This is a genomic window from Seonamhaeicola marinus, from assembly GCF_008085455.1.
Genome location: NZ_VSDQ01000718.1, coordinates 123,599 through 143,216, shown reverse-complemented (window position 1 = coordinate 143,216; position 19,618 = coordinate 123,599). Strand labels below are relative to the sequence as shown.

Sequence of the window (19,618 nt, the reverse complement as noted above, 5' to 3'; positions counted from 1 at the left end):
TTTTGATAGAAAAAGACACATATAAAACCATTACTTCGTCTACCAAAAATGTACTATTTAAAGATAAGAATAGTAAATTTTTTGGTTATGCTTTTCCTGTTTTGAATGAAATTGAAGTTAAGACACATCTTGAAGCCATAAAAAAAGAACATCACAGCGCAAGGCATTGGTGTTATGCTTATAAGATTGGCACTGAAACAGTTGTATTTAGAGCAAATGATGATGGCGAACCCAGTAATTCGGCAGGTATGCCAATATATAATCAGATTTTATCCTTTGATGTTACTAATGTTTTAATAGTAGTAGTACGATACTTTGGCGGTGTAAAATTAGGCGTTAGCGGTTTAATAAATGCCTACAAAACAACGGCCCAATTAACTTTAGATGCTTCTACAATAGTTGAAAAAACCATAAACATAGAGTATCTCATTAAATTCGACTACAAAAATATGAATACGGTTATGAGAATAATTAAAGAACGCCATATTAATATAATTCATCAAAAACTAGAAATGGATTGCCAAATCACCATTTCTGTTCGCAAAAAAGAAGCGGAAGGCATCTTTAATGTTTTTAACAACCTCTATGAAGTAGCTATAAAAGAAGCCTAATTTAATTTCTCAATAGCATCAAGTATGTATTTTGGAGCTTTGGTAGGTCTATTTGTTTTCATGTCAATAAAAACCAAAGTCGTACTTGCCTGAGTTAATAATTCACCTTTTTCATTAGTGATTTCGTAATCAAATTCTATCTTGGCAGTAGGCATTTTTCTGAGTTGAGTTTTTACATTAATTACATCATCATAACAAGCTGATTTTTTATAATTTATATTCAAAGAAACAACGGGTAACATAATACCATTTTCTTCCATTAATTTATATGAAATTCCTAACTTCCTAAGCCACTCTATTCGCCCCATTTCAAGGTATAATGCGTAATTACCATGATACACCACTCCCATTTGGTCGGTTTCACCATATCTCACTCTTATTTGTATTTCGTCGAATTTCATTGTCATTATTAAATATTTTTTTGTAGATTCGGAAAGCGATTAAACATGGGGAAAAATTTCTAAAAATTCAATAATATTTCATTTTTTTTTTAAGAATTTTGTTCACATATTTGCCATCAAGAATGAGGAACAAAATTTAGCTCTCTTTCTTAAACACTAACTAACAAACAAACCACAGAATTTAACAATGAGTAGAACTGCGCAATCGGTATGGAATAATTGTCTGAAATTTATACAGGATAATATTCAACCACAAGCATATAAAACTTGGTTCGAGCCGATAGTTGCAGTTAAGCTAACAGATAATGCTTTAAGCATTCAAGTTCCTAGTAAATTCTTTTACGAATGGCTTGAAGAGCATTATGTAAAAATTCTTAAAGTAGCTTTAACTAAAGAACTGGGAGAAAGTGCCAAATTGGTTTACATCATTAAGATGGAAAACACTTATGGCAACAAACAGCCATTCACTGAAAAAATTCCAAGTTCCAATAGATCAGCGGTTAAATCTCAAGATGTTGATATTCCTTTAAATAATAAAAGTCCTGAATTAAGAAATCCTTTTGTTATTCCAGGAATAAGAAATGTAAAGATTGAATCTCAGCTAAACCCTAATTACAGTTTTGATAATTTTTTAGAAGGTGATTCTAACCGTTTGGCTAGAAGTGCAGGTTTAGCAGTTGCTAATAAACCTGGCGGCACTTCTTTTAATCCTTTACTAATATTTGGAGGTGTTGGTCTTGGTAAAACACATTTAGCTCATGCTATTGGTGTTGATATTAAAGATAAATATCCTGAAAAAACTGTCTTATATATTTCTGCTGAAAAATTCACACAGCAATATATAGATGCTATAAAGAAAAATAACAGAAATGACTTTATTCATTTCTATCAAATAATTGATGTTTTAATAATTGACGATGTACAGTTCCTTTCTGGAAAATCAGGAACTCAAGATGTTTTCTTCCATATTTTCAATCATTTACACCAAAACGGAAAGCAAGTTGTTTTAACCAGTGACAAAGCTCCTGTAGATATGCAAGATATTGAGCAGCGCTTATTATCAAGATTTAAATGGGGACTTTCTGCCGAGTTACAAACACCAGATTTTGAAACACGTGTTTCTATTCTTAAGAATAAGCTATATCGTGATGGTGTTGAAATGCCAGAAGAAATTATTGATTATGTTGCCAAAAACATCAAAACTAATGTAAGAGAGCTTGAAGGTGCTATCATTTCATTAATAGCACAATCTTCTTTTAACAAAAAAGAAATTACAATTGATCTTGCAAGAGTAATCGTTGAGAAATTTGTTAAGAATACGAAACGTGAGGTTTCTATAGATTATATTCAAAAAGTTGTATCGGATTATTTTCAAATGGATATTGATACGTTACAATCTAAAACAAGAAAACGTCACATTGTTCAAGCACGCCAATTAGCCATGTTCTTTGCTAAAAAGTTCACTAAAGCTTCTTTAGCTAGTATCGGTTCTCAAATTGGAAAACGTGATCATGCTACGGTATTACATGCTTGTAAAACAGTGGACAATCTATCTTCAACAGACAAACAATTTAGAAAATACGTTGAAGACATTACCAAAAAGCTTTCTGTTTAAAAACACATTCTAATGACTAAAATACTAATGGTTTGTCTAGGCAATATTTGTCGTTCACCATTAGCTGAAGGGATTCTAAAATCTAAGCTATCTCCAGACACAGCTATTGTAGATTCTGCCGGAACTGCTAACTACCACTCTGGTAGCCAACCAGACAGGCGCTCTATTGCTGTAGCAAGAAAGCATGGTTTAGACATTTCTAAACAACAAGCTAGACAATTTATCGTAGAAGATTTTGATGATTTTGACCAGATATATGTCATGGATCAATCTAACTATCAAAATGTTATTAAGTTAGCAAGAAGTAATAGTGATGCCGAAAAAGTGCACATGATCCTGAATTTAGTACATCCTAATCAGAATTTTGATGTTCCAGACCCTTATTATGGTGGTGACCGTGGTTTTGAAAATGTGTACCAAATGTTAGATGAAGCTTGTGATATTATTGCAGAAAATTTAGATTAAAATGACTCAAATTGGAAGCTTATATTTAATTCCATGCACTTTAGGAGACAATGAACCTTTAGAAGTTTTACCAATTACAGTAAAGGAAACCATTGAAAAGTTAGACTATTTTATAGTTGAAAACAGCAAGACTGCTAGACGATTTATAAAAAAAATTGCTCCCAATAAATCACAACCCTCCTTAAATCTTTTTGTTTTAAATAAGCATACAGAAGCATCTGAATTCCCAGAGTTTTTAAGTCCATGTTTAGAAGGTAAGCATGTTGGTTTACTTTCTGAGGCTGGATGCCCAGGTATTGCCGATCCAGGAGCCGACATTGTAAAAATTGCTCACGAAAAAGACATTAAAGTTATTCCCTTAGTTGGACCATCTTCTATTCTTTTGGCATTAATGAGCTCTGGTATGAACGGACAAAGCTTTGCCTTTAATGGCTACCTTCCTATAGATAAGCATGACAGAAAACAGGAATTAAAGCGATTAGAACGTTTATCATTTGAACAAAATCAATCTCAGGTCTTTATTGAAACGCCATACAGAAACAACAAAATGTTAGAGGAGATTACTAGTACGCTAGGTGGAAATACAGCAATTTGCGTTGCTTGTGATATTACCCTAGAGACCGAATTCATAAAAACCAGAACGGTAACACACTGGAAAAAAAATATGGTAGACCTTCATAAAAGACCTACCATATTCATTATTCATAAAAGCTAATTACATTAAATAGCTTTTGCCTTTTTATTAGGTTTAATAAAAGAAGTATCATATCCAGAAAAACGTTTCATGTACTCATAAACTGTTGTTCCAAATCCATCAGCAAAGTTATCTAAACCATAACTTCTTAAATACTTCTTTACACTTCCAGGACCGGCTAAATGGGCCGCTGCCAAAATTCCAGATTCCGTTACTAACACACCATTAATTCGTTTTCCAACAAAATTTCTAATGTCTCTTCTTAGAATCCACTTGTTTCTTTCAGCGTTAGCAATAAATGCTTTTTCCTGAAGTTTAGGGTCATTTAAAAACTCATTAGGATTATTAATTCCAATAAGTTTTAAAGTTCCTGCTCCAAATTGGTATTTTCCTAAGTATCCAAAAGTGTTTACACATGCATAGTCACCTCTAGACTCTTTAAAAGCTACTGCTTCTTTAAAACCAACAAAAGATTTACCTAAATAAGGAGAGAAAACTTCTTTAGATGCTAAAAGATCCTTGCTAATAGCACCATTTAGATTTACTGTGTATTGTAAATCTAGTCCTTTTGTAGAATACTTACTCAAGTCAATTGTTTCATCTTTTGAAAATGAAACTACAAACAATAAAAAGATTATTGTAAGCCCGAGGGTAAAATAACTTCCAATATTCTTTACCATAATTCTAAATTTTTACTAACATAATTTGACAAAAACTATGCCTTGAAATTTGAGCGTGCAAAATTATAAAAAAAATCAATACACTCAAAACTACTCGACTAAATACTTCTTTTAATAGTAGAATAGATGAAATGCAGCCCCTTTTTTATTAATTTCTAACGTAGGCAAAGGCATTTTTATCATATTAAAAATGCTAAAAATTGATCTTAACAAGGGAGAATTCGTTTTGATCTTATTCAAATTTATATCAAAACTGAAATAGAATTGACGATACCTTCGATTAGTTGTTAACAACTGATTGTCAATATCTTCGAAACCACTAGTCATTCCGTGGGCTCCATAACCCACAGCAAAATTTAACCATTTTGGTATTTTACTCTCTTTAAAAAATGAATGCAAATTTGCGCTTAACCAATATGTTTGGCCATTATAGTCCTTAAGTGTTTGTTCTAATAAATTAGCTCCAAGCTTATCTGGATTCATCTGAGCAAATCTAGTTTGATGGAAAGAATACTTTAAATCTATTCTCTGCTCTTGCCACAGTAATTCTTGACCAATATACAATCCTGTTCCTGCTGCATTGGCTGCCACATCACCCCATGAAAAACCCCATTCTTTAGAGTAACCATCTAAAATTTCAACAGCAGTTAAAAAGCCAAAACCTAAAGTAGCTCCATAAATAAGCTGATCTTTTTTGCGTACACCACTCCAATTTAATAAGTCCGCTCCTACTCTTCCCATTTGATAAGAGGTAAATACATGCCCCATTTTATCCATTTGAAGCCATTCTTCATTATCATTAACAGTATGAAATTTGGACCTATCAAAATCTGCGTACCATAACTGGTTTAAGCCAATTAATGTTAAACCAGACAAAGAAGCTTCAGAAATAACAACTAAATTTCGTCTGGGCTTATTTAGCGTATCACTGGGTGTTAAAAACAAATTTAACTTAGACTGAGAAAAACATGAAGCCGTTGCAATGAAAAATAATAGATATTTTAAATCTAAAACTTTCACTATTTGTAAATACCTTGTGAAGATAAATACCTTTGGTATTCCCTGGCATTTACGTTATGCTGGGATAATGTTTTAGCAAACTTATGATATCCAAATCGTTTAGCATCTGCAGCAAAATACAAATACTTGTGTTTTTCTGCATTTAGAACCGCCTTTATTGCAGATAAATCGGGCATTGTTACCAACCCTGGTGGCAATCCTGCATACTTATAGGTATTGTATGGAGATTCTATATCCTTATGCTTATTCAACACACGTTTAATTACTGTGTTTTTATATTCTGGTAGTTTATACGCTGCAAACTTTAAGGTAGGATCAGCTTGCAGTGGCATACCAATTTTAAGTCTATTCAAATAAACTCCTGCAATTCTTGGTTGTTCTGTTGGTTGTTTGGATTCTTCGTAAACTATAGAAGCCAATGCAATTACTTCATCTTCAGATAAACCTAATTTTTTGGCTTTTTCTAATCTTGAAGTATTCCAGAATCGGTTATACTCTTTAAGCATTCTATCTCTAAAACCTTCTGCAGACGTATTCCAGAAAAACTCATAACTATTAGGGAGATACATCCCTAAAGCCGTTTCTTCTTTAAAGTCATTGTCTGCATAAAACGTTTTGTTTTTCATGGCCTCTAAGAGGGAAAGACTATCTGCCTCAATTTGCTTTGCAATTCGTCCAGCTAGTTTTTCTAAAGAATTCTGATTATTAAAAGAGACTTTTATTGGTAAGTTTTTGCTTCGAATAGAGTTAATAATTTCATTATTGCTCATACCCCTTCTTATAACAAACTTTCCAGCTTTTAAATTGGTTACATATTTCTTTTGTTTGGCTAAAGCATCAAATTTTGAAATATCCTTAAGCAAAGGTTCTAACTGTTCTCTTACATCTGCATAAGTATCAGTAGACTTCACATAAATAAAGGCTTCTTCGTTATTAAAAGCCGTATTTGGGACCATCATAGCAGAATACACGTAATAAGCAAAGTATCCTATTACTAATAAACCAATTAGGGCTATAGCCCAAAGTATTTTCTTTATATACATGTTATTTTTTTATAAGCTGAAATAAATGCTCGTCTTTAAAGATGCCATTATTATAATTCCAATCTTTTTTTAGACCAACTTGTTTAAAACCCTGTTTTTCAAACAGTTTAATACTCGCCTTATTATCTTCTGAAATATTACAATATAATTGATGCAAATTTAAATGCGAAAAACTATACTTAATTAGAACCTTTAAAGCGTCTTCTCCATAGCCTTTACCTCTATTTTTAGATTCCTTAATAAGAATACCAACACCTGCTCTCTTGTTTTTAAAGTCAAAATCAAACAAATCTATCATTCCAAGAGCAACATTTGCATAACTAGATATTACTAGCCTGAGTTGTTTAACCTCATAAATATCTTTATGTGCATTCTCAATATACTGTTTGATGATATATTTAGAAAAAGGGTTTTGAGTATTGCTAAGCTCCCATATGGCTTCATTATTCTCAACATCATGAACGAACTCTAAATCCTCGGGTTCTAATGCTCTTAAATAGATATGTTCTCCTTTAAGGGTAATCATATAGAGCCTTTAAAAACATGTTTTGCAGGCCCTACAAGCCATACATTTTTATAAACCCCATTATCCTCTTCAAAAGACACCTTTAATTCGCCTCCTCTAACATTTAGATTAATTAAACTATTGGCAGTCTCTTTAGTGGCATGCATAGCAATAGCCACTGCTGTAACACCAGTACCACAGGATAATGTCTCTCCTTCTACTCCTCTTTCATAAGTTCTAACGGTAAACGTATCGTTACTCACCTTTTTTACAAAGTTAACATTGCTTCCTTCTTCATTATAAGGAGCTCCATATCTAATTTTGGCACCTTCAGTATTAATATCAAAATCTTCAATATTATCTTTATGTTCAACATGGTGCGGAGATCCTGTATCTAAAAATACATGATTTTCGTGTTGTTCTATAGTGTTAACATCTACCATTTGCAATTTTACAATATCACCTTCAATAGAGGCATGATGCACTCCATCAATGGCCTCAAAAATGGTATTTCCTTCAATCACCCCTAAATCCCTAGCAAAAGCCACTAAGCATCGTCCGCCATTGCCACACATAGTACTTTCATTACCATCAGAATTGTAGTAAACCATCTTAAAATCGTAATCCTTGTGGTTTTCTAAAAGTATAAGCCCATCTGCTCCAATACCAAATCGTCTGTCACATAAAAATGCCACCTGTTTAGTATCTGTTTTATCAAACGTTTGCTGACGATTATCAATCATCACAAAATCGTTTCCTGTTCCTTGATATTTATAAAATTCTTGTTGCATAATACTCCACAAAGATATAAATATTATACTGTTTTTTGAGTTGTTAAAACTCGTTAAAATTGGCGTTAAAAACAGTTAAAACATAAAAGGTAATTCAATAAATAATTAATTTTAATCGTTGTAAAGATTCCTGCCTTGGCGGGACTAAAAAAGAAAATAAAAAACTTAATACTGAAAAATTATGAAGAAGATATTATCGCTTGTCTTGATTTCGGCCTTAGGTGGAGTTTTAACACTTGGGGGATACAAATTATTTTTAGAGGAAAAAAATACAGTAGTTGTTGAAAACGTTCAGACTACACCAAATTTTTTACCAACTAGTAATATAAATACATTATATAACACCACAGAAGCTCCAGATTTTGTTTCGGCAGCGGAAAATACGGTTAATGCTGTAGTTCATGTTAAAAATATGTCTATGAGCAGTGGCCCTATGACCTTTGAGGATTTATTCTTTGGAGGAGGTTCTCAACGTCCGCAACTAGGAACGGGTTCTGGTGTTATTATTAATGCAAATGGTTACATAATTACAAATAACCATGTTATAAAAAATGCGCAAAAACTGTCTGTTACATTAAATAACAATAAAATTTATGAAGCTGAAGTAATTGGTGCGGATCCAAAAACCGATATAGCTTTATTAAAAATTGAAGCGGATGACGAATTACCTTATGTAACCTTTGGAGACTCTGACAATGCAAAAATTGGAGAATGGGTTCTTGCCGTTGGTAATCCATTTAATTTAACATCTACTGTTACGGCAGGAATAATAAGTGCCAAAGCAAGAGATTTATCTGGAAAAAGCACGCAATCTTTTATACAAACTGATGCTGCTGTTAACCCTGGAAACTCTGGTGGCGCATTGGTAAATACAAATGGAGAACTTATTGGTATCAACACAGCTATTTCTTCTCAAACGGGCTCTTACGTGGGCTATTCTTTTGCAGTTCCTAGCAACATAGCAAAAAGGGTTATTGAAGATATTATGGAATATGGCAACGTACAAAATGGTATTTTAGGAATTAGAGGTAATGCTCTAAATAGCAAATATTCTGAGGAACTTGGTGTTAACGAGACCGAAGGTGTTTACATTGGTGAGGTAGTTGAAGATTCTGGAGCGGATAGAGCCGGATTAAGACAAGGAGATATCATAGTTAAAGTGAATAACACGAAAATTTCTAAATTCTCTGACTTAACTGGACAAATAAGTTCAAAAAGACCGAATGATATCGTACAAGTTACATTCTCTAGAGATGGAAACATTAAAACAGTTCCTGTTACATTATTTAAAAATAATGTATTTACAATGCCTTTAGTGGGAGAAATAAAGGATGTAAAAAAAGTAGACCTCAAAAAGTTTAAAGTCTCAAATGGTGTAAAGATTATTAAGCTTAATGAGAAATATAATGACTACTGGACACGAAATGGAGTGGCTGAAGGTTGTATTATCACCTCTGTTAATGACGTTGAAGTTAACTCTATTGAAGATGTTCAAAAAGCATTGAAAAATCAATCGGATTATGATTCCTTAAGATTAGAACTTATTAATACTAAAGGTGAAAAAGATCGATTTAATTTTAGATAAATTTGAACTGAAATACCGTTAAAATGCATAGCCTCCTTAAGTAAAATTAAGGAGGCTATTTTTTTTACAAAATGTGCTACGAAAACGTTTGAAATATGATACTTTTGCAACACTTAAACACAACTAAACTTTATTTTGTATGAGTACAAATGAAACTTATGAAAAGGAATTAGCATTTCAAGCAGACCGTAGAAGAGCCACTGTAGAATTCATTAAAATTGTGAGTGATTTATGGTATGATAAGTCCATTGAATTGGTACTTTTTAGAAACCAATTAATTGACAGAAATGTTAGCCAAATTCTCAATCTGCATGATTATGCAGGTAAGTTTGTTCAAAAACCCATTTCTATTTTTGATTCTGTTGAAATAGCAAGAGCTATAAAAGCTCTTGATATTAGACCTGCCAAACTTGATATTGGCAAATTAACCTACGAATTTCATTTAGATGATAACAGACATGCTAATGCCACTGCATTTATTGCTTCTAAATTAAAAGATGCCAGTAAAAATGGTGACATTACACCAAAAGACGTTATTCTTTATGGTTTCGGTAGAATTGGTAGACTTGTTGCCCGTGAACTTATGGTGAGAACAGGAAAAGGCAGTCAACTACGTTTAAGAGCTATCGTAACTAGAGGAACTGTAGATGAAACTGTTCTTGAAAAAAGGGCCTCATTGCTAAGAAATGATTCTGTTCATGGTGATTTTCCGGGTACTGTAGCTGTCGATGTTAAGAAAAAAGCTCTTATTATTAATGGAACAACGGTTAACATCATATCGGCCAGTGCACCTGAGGATATTGATTATACACAGTATAATATAGATAACGCCTTAGTTATTGATAATACAGGTGCCTTTAGAGATAAAGAAGCCTTAAGTAGACATTTGGTTTCTAAAGGCGTTGATAAAGTATTACTAACCGCTCCAGGTAAAGAGGTGCCAAACATTGTTTATGGTGTAAACCATTTAGAAAATAATCCAGATGATCTCAATATATTTTCGGCAGCGTCTTGCACAACTAATGCAATTACACCGGTTTTAAAGGCTATTGAAGATTCTTTTGGAATTAAAAGCGGACATTTAGAAACAATTCATGCGTATACCAACGACCAAAACTTGGTAGATAATATGCATAAAAAGTACCGCAGAGGTCGTGCTGCTGCTTTAAACATGGTTATAACAGAAACTGGTGCAGGAAAAGCAGTTTCTAAGGCATTACCAAGCCTAGAGGGTAAACTAACTTCAAATGCAATTAGAGTACCAGTACCAAACGGGTCTTTAGCTATTCTAAATTTAGAACTAGACAAAAAAACATCTATAAATGGTATTAATACTATTTTAAAGAAATATGCTTTAGAAGGCGATTTAGTGGAACAAATAAAGTACGAGCTAAGTGATGAACTGGTTTCTAGTGATATTGTAGGATGTTCTGCCCCTTCTATTTATGATAGTAAAGCTACTATTGTTAGAAAAGATGGTAAAAACACTATTCTTTATATCTGGTATGACAATGAGTATGGCTACAGCCATCAAGTTATTAGGCTTGCAAAATATATAGCTAAAGTTAGACGTTATACCTATTATTAATAGTTCAGCTAACATCTAAAATTTTAGTTTTATACGTATATAAAAAAGCCTCGCTAAAGTGAGGCTTTTCAATAGACATGAGTGTATTAAACTATATTTTTTACCTTAGCAAAACCAAATACAACCTTTAAAACCAATTATAATGAATCTTTTTAAGCAATCTGCTGTTGTTATTTTATTCTTGTTCAGTGCCTTAACCAGTTTTTCGCAAACCAAGGCCGAAGTAGAAAAACAAGCCTTAAACAGTAGTTCTCTTGGTGAACAGTTTGACTTCGTAATAAAAAAATCGGGAGATTTTAGAGGTACTAACGGACAAGCTTATGAAGCTGTAAAAAAATCTTGGTTATTTACTTTAAAAGCACATTCTCTAGACTCTTTAAAAACAGTTAAAAAGAATTTAAATGATACTAAGGCTGTAGTTGATAATCAAGCTAAAGAAATTGCAGAGTTAAAGTCAAAACTTTCTAATACACAAAGTGATTTAGACAAGACTAATACAGAAAAGGATAGTATGTCTTTGTTTGGAATACAAATGAGTAAAACTGGGTATAACATGCTTATGTGGACCATAATCATAGCCCTATTAGCCTTACTTATTTTCTTTATCTTAAAGTTTAAGAACAGTAATGCTGTAACGAAACAAGCTAAAAAGAGTCTTTCTGAAATCGAAGAAGAGTTTGAAGACCATAGACGCGTAGCTTTAGAGCGCGAGCAAAAAGTAAGACGTCAACTTCAGGATGAAATTAATAAGCAAAAAGGAGCTTAGTTAAAGACATTTATAAAAATAAAAAAGCTGCAATCTTTGATTGCAGCTTTTTTTTAAATCTATCTTTACGTATTCTATCTTGAATAATTAGGAGATTCTTTTGTAATAGTAACGTCATGCGGGTGACTTTCATTAATTCCACTAGCAGTAATTTTAACGAATTGCCCCGTTTCCTTTAAGGTTTCTATATCTTTTGCGCCACAGTATCCCATACCAGCACGTAATCCTCCAACAAACTGATGGATGCTTTCATATAATTCTCCTTTGTAAGGTACACGCCCCACAATACCTTCTGGCACTAGCTTTTTAATGTCATCTTCAACATCTTGGAAATAACGATCTTTAGAACCTTGTTTCATTGCTTCAACAGATCCCATACCACGATACGACTTAAATTTACGTCCTTCGTAAATAATAGTTTCCCCTGGAGACTCTTTTGTCCCTGCCAATAAAGATCCTAACATTACTGTATCTGCTCCGGCAGCAATAGCTTTTGGTATATCGCCCGTATACCTAATTCCACCATCGGCAATGACAGGTACACCACTCCCTTTAATAGCTGCGGACACTTCAAGTACTGCAGAAAATTGAGGAAATCCAACCCCAGCAACTACACGTGTAGTACAAATAGACCCAGGACCAATACCAACTTTTACAGCGTCTGCACCAGCTTCAACTAAATATTTAGCAGCCGCTCCTGTTGCAATATTTCCAACAATTACGTCTAATTCAGGAAATTTAGCTTTTACTTCCTTTAAAACAGCAACCACACCTTTGGTATGACCATGAGCTGTATCAATTACTACCGCATCTACACCTGCATTTACTAAAGCCTCAGCTCTTTCAACTGCATCACCTGTAACTCCTAATGCAGCAGCTACACGTAATCGCCCATACTTATCTTTATTCGCAATAGGTTTTTGATTTACCTTAGTAATATCTCTAAATGTTATTAATCCTGATAGTTTATAGTTATCATCAACAATTAATAGTTTTTCAATCTTATGTTTCTGCAGAATAATTTCGGCATCTTTTAAAGATGTTCCCACTGCAGAAGTCACCAAGTTTTCACTTGTCATTACTTCTACGATAGGTTTTGTATTGTTACTTTCAAAACGTAAATCACGGTTGGTAACAATCCCTTTTAAAGTTCCTTCTTCATCAACCACAGGAATCCCACCAATACTGTGTTCTGCCATAGCTCTTTTAGCATCGGCAACAACCGCGTTAAGAGGTAAGGTAACTGGGTCTATAATCATACCGCTTTCAGCTCTTTTTACACGTCTTACCTTGTTAGCCTGAGCCTCAATAGTCATGTTTTTATGTAAAACACCTATACCACCTTCTTGAGCCATAGCTATAGCCATTTTACTTTCGGTAACTGTATCCATAGCCGCCGAAATTATAGGCACATTAATAGTAATGTTTCTAGTAAATTTTGTTTGAATGTTTACTTCGCGAGGAAGAACTTCTGAAAATGCTGGAACTAGTAGTACGTCATCATAAGTTAAACCTTCTCCTAGTATCTTGTTTTGATGTGCAGTCATGTGCAATTACATTAATAATTGCGTGCAAATATACGTTTTTTTTCGGTATGCATTGTTAATATTAGCTTAAGAAATAAATGTTATAAATAGCTGAATATAATTTTAAATGTATAGAAAAAAGTTTACATTTGTTTTATTATTTATATTTAGTCTAAATAAAAACAAATGTGTCATAAGTATATTACCCTAGCCAAAAATTGTGATGGACAATTAACATATTGCTCAAGTTATGGTGTTTACCATCTAACATTCAATAATATTTACTTAGAGTTTACAGAAAAAGACATTATTCGTTTTAAGGAGTATATTATTGAATTAGAAGCTGATTATTGGCAAATTCCATATGACAGAGTTGTTATGAACAGAAAAATTCCAATAAGAACATTACAACAGAATCTATCCCTAATATTCAGCAAACAAGAACTGAACTCTCTAAAAAGTTTAGTAATGCAATCAACCAAAAGGCCTTTTGAGGACTTGAGTGTTTTTGAAATTGACTACTTGTTTTATCTAAACTAAGCCGAATGGAAGATGCAAATATTATATATAGAACTAACCTTGGTTTTTCCTTTAATTGGAAAAGAAGCCCTGCTCAGCATATCAATAAAGTTCATTTAGTCATTAAAGATGTGGCCCTTCTCTTGACCAAAGAGGAGCTCATTAAATTTACTAATTACATTGATGCGGCGTTAAATAGAAAGGAAGACGAAACGTTTAGTCCTAACCCAAAACAGTGTTTAAAATCTATTCTTCTTGAAACTCCTGTTAGTGATGTTACTTTTATAAAAAGTTATAAAGAAATACTAGTAATTAAAGAGCTAGTTCATGGCACCTTATTTGAACTTGGACTCAGTTCTTTACTAAAGAAAATATTATAACTTATAATTAGCTCTAACGCCCTTAGCCCAATTAATTAAAGTCTCCTTTTCTTCTTCACTCATAGAACCATGCAGCCAAGTATAAGAATCAAGAGGCATTTTACCTTCCTCTACTTCTTCAATGAGTTCATCTAATTTATGATCTCTTTTTTTCACTTTATAAGCGCTCCAATTAGACACATCGAAATGTTCTTTTCCTTCTTCTACATGGTGATTAACCCACAAAGATACTGGTGCTACTTCTGCATACCAAGGGTAGGTGGTTTTATTACTATGACAATCATAGCAATATTTTTCTAAAATAGCCGAAACTTCTTTTGTTGGTTTAGTGTCCTCAATAAAAGCTGTTATATTTCTAGTTTCAGCATTATTTTTATCTGGTCTGTAAAACTGAAGTAAAACCAACGCAAGTACTAAAACCAAAAGTATTTTCTTAACTATTTTCATCCTTAATATATTTTAAAATTTTATTTGAAGTGTTGTATACCAGTTTCTTGGAGCCGAAGGAATGATTCCAGGTCCAGGGTATCCCGTAGCTCTTCGCGTAAAATAAGCATTATCTAACACATTATTTACTCCAGCCTCTAATTTAAACATTTTATATCTGTAGGATGCGGATATATCTAAAATATCGTATGAAGGTATTTCTCCAATAACACCACTTAAGCTTGCTGCAGTAGAGTTCGTAGCATCGGTAAATTGCTTTCCTAAATAGGTATACTGAATACTTGCTTGAAAATTTTTGTAGCCTCCATTTAATCCTGTTTTTAAATTTAAATCTGGCACAAACTCTACTTTATTTCCCTTTATCCCTGGTTGTTCAGAAGATGTATATTCAGAATTTATAATTGAGGTATTGACAAAATAATTTAACTGAATATTGTTATTTAAATTAAATATTCTTTTCAAATTAAAATCAAATAAGGACTCAACTCCGTACATAACAGCATCTCCAACATTTCCGCGTACACTTTTAATTCTATTCCCTTCAAAAACTTCTTGAACAAAACCTATTCTTCTGTTATAAAACAAACCAAATAGTCCTAAATCATAAGATACAAATCTTTTAAAATTACCTCGAATTCCTAAATCTGTAGTAAACCCTTTTTCATCTGTTATATTAGGATTTATAGCAAAAGCAGGATTGTTTATGGCGATATCTGAAAACGTTACAGATCTATAATTTTGAGATACATTTCCATAGAACTCAATACTTGCGTTAGGTTTATAACTTAAACCAACTCCAAGTAATACAAAAGAACGTTCTTCATTTTCGTTGCTATCTCTTACCTCATTAAAAATTACATTTCCAGCAGCATCGGTTCTTATCTCTCTAAAAAAACCATCGCTTTGCGTTTTGATATATTCAAATCTAAAACCTGGGGTAACCGAAAATTTATCAGATAGGTAAAATATATTTTCCCCAAAAACCGCAACGTTTAAGTTTGGTAAATCGAACTCCGACTGATTAGTGTAGGTCGGAAATTCATCTGCTCTAAAACTAAAATCAGCATCAGAACCATTACTTCCAGGGCCTTGTTTTTGGTAATTATCTGCTTTGTAAAATTTAGCTCCAATTAAAAAAGTAGCATCTTTATTGTATAACTTGTATTTACTTAAAAGCCTTGTTTCAAATCCGAAATTATTAAAATCTCCTTTAATTAAATCACGTTCCGTTCCAGGGTCAACCTGATTAACTCTATTGGTTCTGAATCCAAGAGCTTTTCTAGATGCATTTAATCCGAAAAAATTAAAGGTAAAATTGGTGTTTTTAGAAAACTCATGGGCAAACTTTAAATTATATAACAACCAATCTACTTCAAACCAGTTTCTAGCTCTATTACTTTGATATGGGTCTTGGTTAAACATATCATCTGTTAATCCGCCACCTTGTTGCGCTAAATAGTTTAAATAGGTTACTTCGCCTTCTAAAGATGTTTTTTCTGTAAACTGATAACCTAAATGTGCGAATATGTTCTTAGATTCAAATTCAGAATTTGGTCTAAAGCCATCTCCTTTCTTATAGTTAAAGTAGCTGTAATAGCTCCATTTATTTTTCGTTCCGCTTAAACTTGTAAAATTAGTATACAATCCAAAACTTCCAAGAGTATTTCTAGTAATAACTTCAAGAGGTTTATTAGGGTTCGGTGATTTCATTTTAAAGTTTATTAGACCTCCAAACTGAGTTCCATACTGCAAAGATGCAGCACCCCTAATCACTTGAATTTCAGAAAGCCCTTCTGCTGCCGGAGTATAGTAACTCTCGGGATATCCTAAAACATCGGCACTAATATCATATCCATTTTGTCTTGTATTAAAATTGGCAGTTCTGTTAGGGTCTAATCCTCTACCTCCAACATTTAATTGCAAACCAGCATCATCATTTTGATAAATGTTTAAACCAGCTACTTGGCTATATATCTGTCTTGCATTATTTGAAGCCAAATTAGCCATAGATTGTTCTACCAAAACAACTTCTGTCTTTTTACCAGCATAAATAGCTGTTTCTTCTACATCTTTTAATCGCGATAATTCAAAAGCGCGTCGCCTGTGAGCGTTAATGATTACTTCCGACAGTTCTGTTGTTAAATCCTTTAAATTTATTTTTAAATTCTGGGCGCTATTGGTGGTAATTTCCAACTCTTTTATTTCGTATTCTGAAGAAAAAAAGATCAGCGTCATTGTTTCTTTTGAAGTGTCAAATTCAAACTTACCCGAAGCATCGGTTACTGCAAGTAAGCCAGCATCTTTATCATATACATTTACTGCTGCAAGAGCTTTATTATTTTTAGAATAGCTAACAACACCACTCACTTTGTTTTGTGCGTACAACGACACACTCAAAACTAACATTAAAAATAATTTATAATCCTTTAATTTCATCTTTAAAAGGTAATATCCAAAACTTTGGTTTAAACGATTCTTTTTGGGCGTACAAATCTACGCTTTTGTCAATAAATTGAGTACTTAATCTTCCATTTAATGCCACAAAACTTTCAACATATACTTCTACATTTTCATGCCCTTGTTTTGTAAAGTGGTCTCCTAAGTAATGGGCGTATTCTAGAATAAAGTCTGGTTGAAAACTCATTTGCTTTTCTTGAAATGGCGTTAAAAAATCATCATTATCTACATAGAAGAACTCCCCAGTTTCTCCATTGACAATTTTAAACGTAGAAATCCCCATTTTTTCCATGAGCATTACACGCCAAGAGAAACGGAAACCTTCCTCCGTCCAAAACAATTCTCCAGGATATAGTATATATCTAAAAGGAAATACAATTTGAATGAAGAAAAAAGCAGCAAGGAAGAACGTTATAGGCTTTCTAAATCTATAGGTGTAATTAAATGAACTATGGACAATAGTAGTTTTGGGTAAGCCCTTTTTTAACATTGTAATGATCTTTTTGTGTAAACCATAATCGAAAAAAATCAAGGTTGATACGATCATTATAAACGGGAACATACCAATAGGAAACAATACCCTTGTAAAGACATGAAAAAACACCACTAAAGCAAATGCAAACAATCTCGTTTTTCTATAAAGTAACAAGAAAGGAATGGCAAGATCATATAGCATTCCGCACCAACTCATGGCAAAATGAAACCAATTTTGGTGCATAAGTGTGTCTCCGATTATTGGTAAGTCATATTTTGAAGGTAACCATATTTTTAATGGTTGTGCTTTAAATAACCAGTCCGAATTTATTTTAGCTAAACCTGCATAAAAGTAAACAATCCCTAAAAGGAATTTAACACTATCAATAGTCCACCGAGGTACATTTTCGTAGCTTCTTTTTCTTAAGATATTATCAACGGAAAAATGGGCATTAGCAGGCAAAAAAATCATTAAGAAACTTAAAAGGCTAATAAAGTAATAATGATTTAAGTAGGTGGTTTTATCCATTAGTTCTATGTAAGTGAAACTAAGAAAAAACGTAATTATAGCTATTCTATATTTTAGACCTATAGCTACTAAAAATGCAGACAAACCACAAATAACAAAAAGTAAATAGGTATAAACCCCAAGCGGTTTTACCCACTCAAAACCGTAATAGGTAAAATGAAATTTGGGCTGAATATAAAGCGTTTCTATCCAGCCATGATACCAAAACCTTAACATCCCAAAACACATCATAATACCAAAGGCTATTCTGAACACTGCCAATGGAGCTGCATTGGTGTCTTTATTTAGATATGTTTTTAATTTTTCATTCATAAGAACAAAAAAAGGTTGCCACCCGGACAACCTTTTTTTATTTATTTTTATTACTAATCGCCATCAGCGTCAACGTAATCAACATTGATATTAAAGGCCTGTAGCATATCCACTTTTAAAGATACCACAACTAATTGTAAAGCATCATAAGCTTGTGTCATTTTGGTATTATCGGAGTTAATCTGAGCACCATAATCATCATTTAGTGCCTCTATCTTTTGGCGCGCATCATTAAATCTTGAATTTATTAAAGTAACTAAGTCATTTCTATTTAAGTTTGTTAGATAAGCTTTAAAACTTCCACCAGATGAACTATTGGAATACGACTTTCCATTAAACATATCTTGTACGGCATCTAGTGCAGTTAAAGTCAATTCTTTGGAATATATTTTACTGTAAAGACCTTCAACTTTATCAGCTAAAGGAGAATTTGAAAAATTGCCAGCAGGTATACCAATTTTATTTGCTCTAAGTCCTTTTTCATAATAGAACACATAGTCATTTACTAACTTATTAAGGGCACTTGTCGCGGTATTTCCTGTTTGACTTACAAAAGTTGTTCTGTAAGAACCCGTCCAGTCATTTAGTACTGTTTTTGTTATGGCTGACATTTGATCTACTAGATCAGATAAATAATCGATATACTTTGAATCATTATACTTAGTCAAGATACTAGAATCATCTACTCCCACACCATATAGCATATAATCTAATGCCGGAAAACCAACCGCATCATTATTATTAACACTAGCTAAATCATAAGTCCCAGTTGATATGTTATTTTCAATATCTACCGTATTAGTTGGATAAACATTCATTTGAAAACCATAAAGAATTTCTTCTGCTTTACCAATATTAAACATTTCAACATATTGCCAAACTTTATAGGCTTCCAACCAAGAATCCCTAAGCCCTACTAAATTGTTTTGAGTAGGATCAGCTGTGAAAGCATCCTTAGTTGATTTCAACAAGGTCAATTTTGAATCTAAATCTTGAAATGCAGGAATAACAATATTATCGGCGACATTAATTAGTAAATCTTCCCTATTATATGTATCTCCTACTCCTGTTGGTCCATCATCTGAAGACGAGGACGAACTACAGGCTAATACTAAACCTAAAACAACTAATCCTAAAAAAAACTTTTTCATGTGGTTATATTTTATTTCAAATTTCTGCAAAAGTACTAAAAGTAACTGTTACAATTTTT

Annotated in this window: 20 protein-coding genes; 9 read left to right on the top strand and 11 right to left on the bottom strand. The window is 32.8% G+C overall.

Translation table 11 applies throughout. The features are described 5' to 3' along the window. Nucleotides 1-2 precede the first annotated feature (2 nt). Complete coding sequence (locus FUA24_RS18045; protein WP_148544466.1) at nt 3-611, top strand: IMPACT family protein; 609 nt, start codon at nt 3-5, stop codon at nt 609-611. Here the strand turns inward: FUA24_RS18045 and FUA24_RS18040 are convergent. Continuing rightward, on the bottom strand, nt 608-1,012 hold the full coding sequence (locus FUA24_RS18040) for an acyl-CoA thioesterase (protein ID WP_148545005.1): 405 nt from the start codon (nt 1,010-1,012) through the stop codon (nt 608-610). The two genes, FUA24_RS18045 and FUA24_RS18040, sit on opposite strands and share 4 nt — an antisense overlap. Before the next feature lie 187 nt (nt 1,013-1,199). Here FUA24_RS18040 and dnaA point away from each other — a divergent pair, with 187 nt between their 5' ends. From dnaA to FUA24_RS18025, 3 genes are read left to right on the top strand one after another with little or no spacing between them, the layout of a single operon-like run. Continuing rightward, nucleotides 1,200-2,627 (top strand): chromosomal replication initiator protein DnaA, encoded by a 1,428-nt coding sequence (gene dnaA, locus FUA24_RS18035; protein ID WP_148544465.1) that lies wholly within the window; start codon nt 1,200-1,202, stop codon nt 2,625-2,627. A 12-nt stretch (nt 2,628-2,639) separates the two neighbouring features. Beyond that, complete coding sequence (locus FUA24_RS18030; protein ID WP_148544464.1) at nt 2,640-3,092, top strand: low molecular weight protein-tyrosine-phosphatase; 453 nt, start codon at nt 2,640-2,642, stop codon at nt 3,090-3,092. A gap of 1 nt (nt 3,093) precedes the next feature. Then, entirely contained in the window at nt 3,094-3,807 is a 714-nt protein-coding gene (locus FUA24_RS18025; RefSeq protein WP_148544463.1) for an SAM-dependent methyltransferase, read from the top strand. Between the two features lie 5 nt (nt 3,808-3,812). On the opposite strand, the gene FUA24_RS18020 is transcribed toward FUA24_RS18025, so the two are convergent. The 5 genes from FUA24_RS18020 to dapF all read right to left on the bottom strand — a co-directional run bounded on the left by FUA24_RS18020 (nt 3,813) and on the right by dapF (nt 7,825). Further along, entirely contained in the window at nt 3,813-4,466 is a 654-nt protein-coding gene (locus tag FUA24_RS18020; protein ID WP_148544462.1) for a peptidoglycan-binding protein LysM, read from the bottom strand. Nucleotides 4,467-4,577: 111 nt separating this feature from the next. Then, nucleotides 4,578-5,486 carry a DUF2279 domain-containing protein gene (locus tag FUA24_RS18015; protein WP_246147088.1) on the bottom strand — a complete coding sequence of 303 codons (909 nt, stop codon included), beginning with the start codon at nt 5,484-5,486 and terminating at the stop codon, nt 4,578-4,580. Beyond that, nucleotides 5,486-6,529, bottom strand: a complete 1,044-nt coding sequence (mltG, locus tag FUA24_RS18010; protein ID WP_148544461.1) for an endolytic transglycosylase MltG — start codon at nt 6,527-6,529, stop codon at nt 5,486-5,488. The genes FUA24_RS18015 and mltG overlap by 1 nt, the downstream gene beginning before the upstream one ends. A gap of 1 nt (nt 6,530) precedes the next feature. Continuing rightward, nucleotides 6,531-7,055: a GNAT family N-acetyltransferase gene (locus FUA24_RS18005; protein WP_148544460.1), complete on the bottom strand. Its 525-nt coding sequence runs from the start codon at nt 7,053-7,055 to the stop codon at nt 6,531-6,533. Further along, on the bottom strand, nt 7,052-7,825 hold the full coding sequence (gene dapF, locus FUA24_RS18000) for a diaminopimelate epimerase (RefSeq protein WP_148544459.1): 774 nt from the start codon (nt 7,823-7,825) through the stop codon (nt 7,052-7,054). The genes FUA24_RS18005 and dapF overlap by 4 nt, the downstream gene beginning before the upstream one ends. 181 nt (nt 7,826-8,006) lie before the next feature. Between dapF and FUA24_RS17995 the strand changes: the two genes are divergently transcribed. From FUA24_RS17995 to FUA24_RS17985, 3 genes are all read left to right on the top strand, one after another. Continuing rightward, nucleotides 8,007-9,410: a trypsin-like peptidase domain-containing protein gene (locus FUA24_RS17995; protein WP_148544458.1), complete on the top strand. Its 1,404-nt coding sequence runs from the start codon at nt 8,007-8,009 to the stop codon at nt 9,408-9,410. Nucleotides 9,411-9,549: 139 nt separating this feature from the next. Beyond that, entirely contained in the window at nt 9,550-10,998 is a 1,449-nt protein-coding gene (locus FUA24_RS17990; RefSeq protein WP_148544457.1) for a glyceraldehyde-3-phosphate dehydrogenase, read from the top strand. A 142-nt stretch (nt 10,999-11,140) separates the two neighbouring features. Beyond that, the gene (locus tag FUA24_RS17985) at nt 11,141-11,764 is read left to right on the top strand and encodes a tRNA (guanine-N1)-methyltransferase (RefSeq protein WP_148544456.1); all 624 of its coding nucleotides are present in this window, start codon (nt 11,141-11,143) and stop codon (nt 11,762-11,764) included. Between the two features lie 74 nt (nt 11,765-11,838). On the opposite strand, the gene guaB is transcribed toward FUA24_RS17985, so the two are convergent. Then, a complete protein-coding gene (gene guaB, locus FUA24_RS17980) occupies nt 11,839-13,311 on the bottom strand; it encodes an IMP dehydrogenase (protein ID WP_148544455.1) in 1,473 nt (490 codons plus the stop codon). A gap of 165 nt (nt 13,312-13,476) precedes the next feature. Here guaB and FUA24_RS17975 point away from each other — a divergent pair, with 165 nt between their 5' ends. Next, nucleotides 13,477-13,830, top strand: a complete 354-nt coding sequence (locus FUA24_RS17975; protein ID WP_148544454.1) for a DUF6686 family protein — start codon at nt 13,477-13,479, stop codon at nt 13,828-13,830. A 5-nt stretch (nt 13,831-13,835) separates the two neighbouring features. After that, nucleotides 13,836-14,189: a hypothetical protein gene (locus FUA24_RS17970; protein WP_148544453.1), complete on the top strand. Its 354-nt coding sequence runs from the start codon at nt 13,836-13,838 to the stop codon at nt 14,187-14,189. Here the strand turns inward: FUA24_RS17970 and FUA24_RS17965 are convergent. The 4 genes from FUA24_RS17965 to FUA24_RS17950 are packed head-to-tail and all read right to left on the bottom strand — an operon-like array spanning nt 14,184 to nt 19,559. Continuing rightward, a complete protein-coding gene (locus FUA24_RS17965; protein ID WP_148544452.1) occupies nt 14,184-14,636 on the bottom strand; it encodes a heme-binding domain-containing protein in 453 nt (150 codons plus the stop codon). The two genes, FUA24_RS17970 and FUA24_RS17965, sit on opposite strands and share 6 nt — an antisense overlap. A 12-nt stretch (nt 14,637-14,648) precedes the next feature. Continuing rightward, nucleotides 14,649-17,072, bottom strand: coding sequence for a TonB-dependent receptor domain-containing protein (locus tag FUA24_RS17960; RefSeq protein ID WP_148544451.1), 2,424 nt, complete (start codon nt 17,070-17,072; stop codon nt 14,649-14,651). Further along, nucleotides 17,053-18,408 carry an HTTM domain-containing protein gene (locus FUA24_RS17955; RefSeq protein WP_148544450.1) on the bottom strand — a complete coding sequence of 452 codons (1,356 nt, stop codon included), beginning with the start codon at nt 18,406-18,408 and terminating at the stop codon, nt 17,053-17,055. The genes FUA24_RS17960 and FUA24_RS17955 overlap by 20 nt, the downstream gene beginning before the upstream one ends. 53 nt (nt 18,409-18,461) lie before the next feature. Beyond that, nucleotides 18,462-19,559, bottom strand: a complete 1,098-nt coding sequence (locus FUA24_RS17950) for an imelysin family protein (RefSeq protein ID WP_148544449.1) — start codon at nt 19,557-19,559, stop codon at nt 18,462-18,464. Nucleotides 19,560-19,618 lie beyond the last annotated feature (59 nt).

Coding starts and splice junctions, on each gene's coding strand:
- FUA24_RS18040 (WP_148545005.1), bottom strand. CDS start 1,012: ATGAAATTCGACGAAATACAAATAAGAGTGAGATATGGTGAAACCGAC.
- dnaA (WP_148544465.1), top strand. CDS start 1,200: ATGAGTAGAACTGCGCAATCGGTATGGAATAATTGTCTGAAATTTATA.
- FUA24_RS18030 (WP_148544464.1), top strand. CDS start 2,640: ATGACTAAAATACTAATGGTTTGTCTAGGCAATATTTGTCGTTCACCA.
- FUA24_RS18025 (WP_148544463.1), top strand. CDS start 3,094: ATGACTCAAATTGGAAGCTTATATTTAATTCCATGCACTTTAGGAGAC.
- FUA24_RS18020 (WP_148544462.1), bottom strand. CDS start 4,466: ATGGTAAAGAATATTGGAAGTTATTTTACCCTCGGGCTTACAATAATC.
- mltG (WP_148544461.1), bottom strand. CDS start 6,529: ATGTATATAAAGAAAATACTTTGGGCTATAGCCCTAATTGGTTTATTA.
- FUA24_RS18005 (WP_148544460.1), bottom strand. CDS start 7,055: ATGATTACCCTTAAAGGAGAACATATCTATTTAAGAGCATTAGAACCC.
- dapF (WP_148544459.1), bottom strand. CDS start 7,825: ATGCAACAAGAATTTTATAAATATCAAGGAACAGGAAACGATTTTGTG.
- FUA24_RS17995 (WP_148544458.1), top strand. CDS start 8,007: ATGAAGAAGATATTATCGCTTGTCTTGATTTCGGCCTTAGGTGGAGTT.
- FUA24_RS17990 (WP_148544457.1), top strand. CDS start 9,550: ATGAGTACAAATGAAACTTATGAAAAGGAATTAGCATTTCAAGCAGAC.
- FUA24_RS17985 (WP_148544456.1), top strand. CDS start 11,141: ATGAATCTTTTTAAGCAATCTGCTGTTGTTATTTTATTCTTGTTCAGT.
- guaB (WP_148544455.1), bottom strand. CDS start 13,311: ATGACTGCACATCAAAACAAGATACTAGGAGAAGGTTTAACTTATGAT.
- FUA24_RS17975 (WP_148544454.1), top strand. CDS start 13,477: ATGTGTCATAAGTATATTACCCTAGCCAAAAATTGTGATGGACAATTA.
- FUA24_RS17970 (WP_148544453.1), top strand. CDS start 13,836: ATGGAAGATGCAAATATTATATATAGAACTAACCTTGGTTTTTCCTTT.
- FUA24_RS17965 (WP_148544452.1), bottom strand. CDS start 14,636: ATGAAAATAGTTAAGAAAATACTTTTGGTTTTAGTACTTGCGTTGGTT.
- FUA24_RS17960 (WP_148544451.1), bottom strand. CDS start 17,072: ATGAAATTAAAGGATTATAAATTATTTTTAATGTTAGTTTTGAGTGTG.
- FUA24_RS17955 (WP_148544450.1), bottom strand. CDS start 18,408: ATGAATGAAAAATTAAAAACATATCTAAATAAAGACACCAATGCAGCT.
- FUA24_RS17950 (WP_148544449.1), bottom strand. CDS start 19,559: ATGAAAAAGTTTTTTTTAGGATTAGTTGTTTTAGGTTTAGTATTAGCC.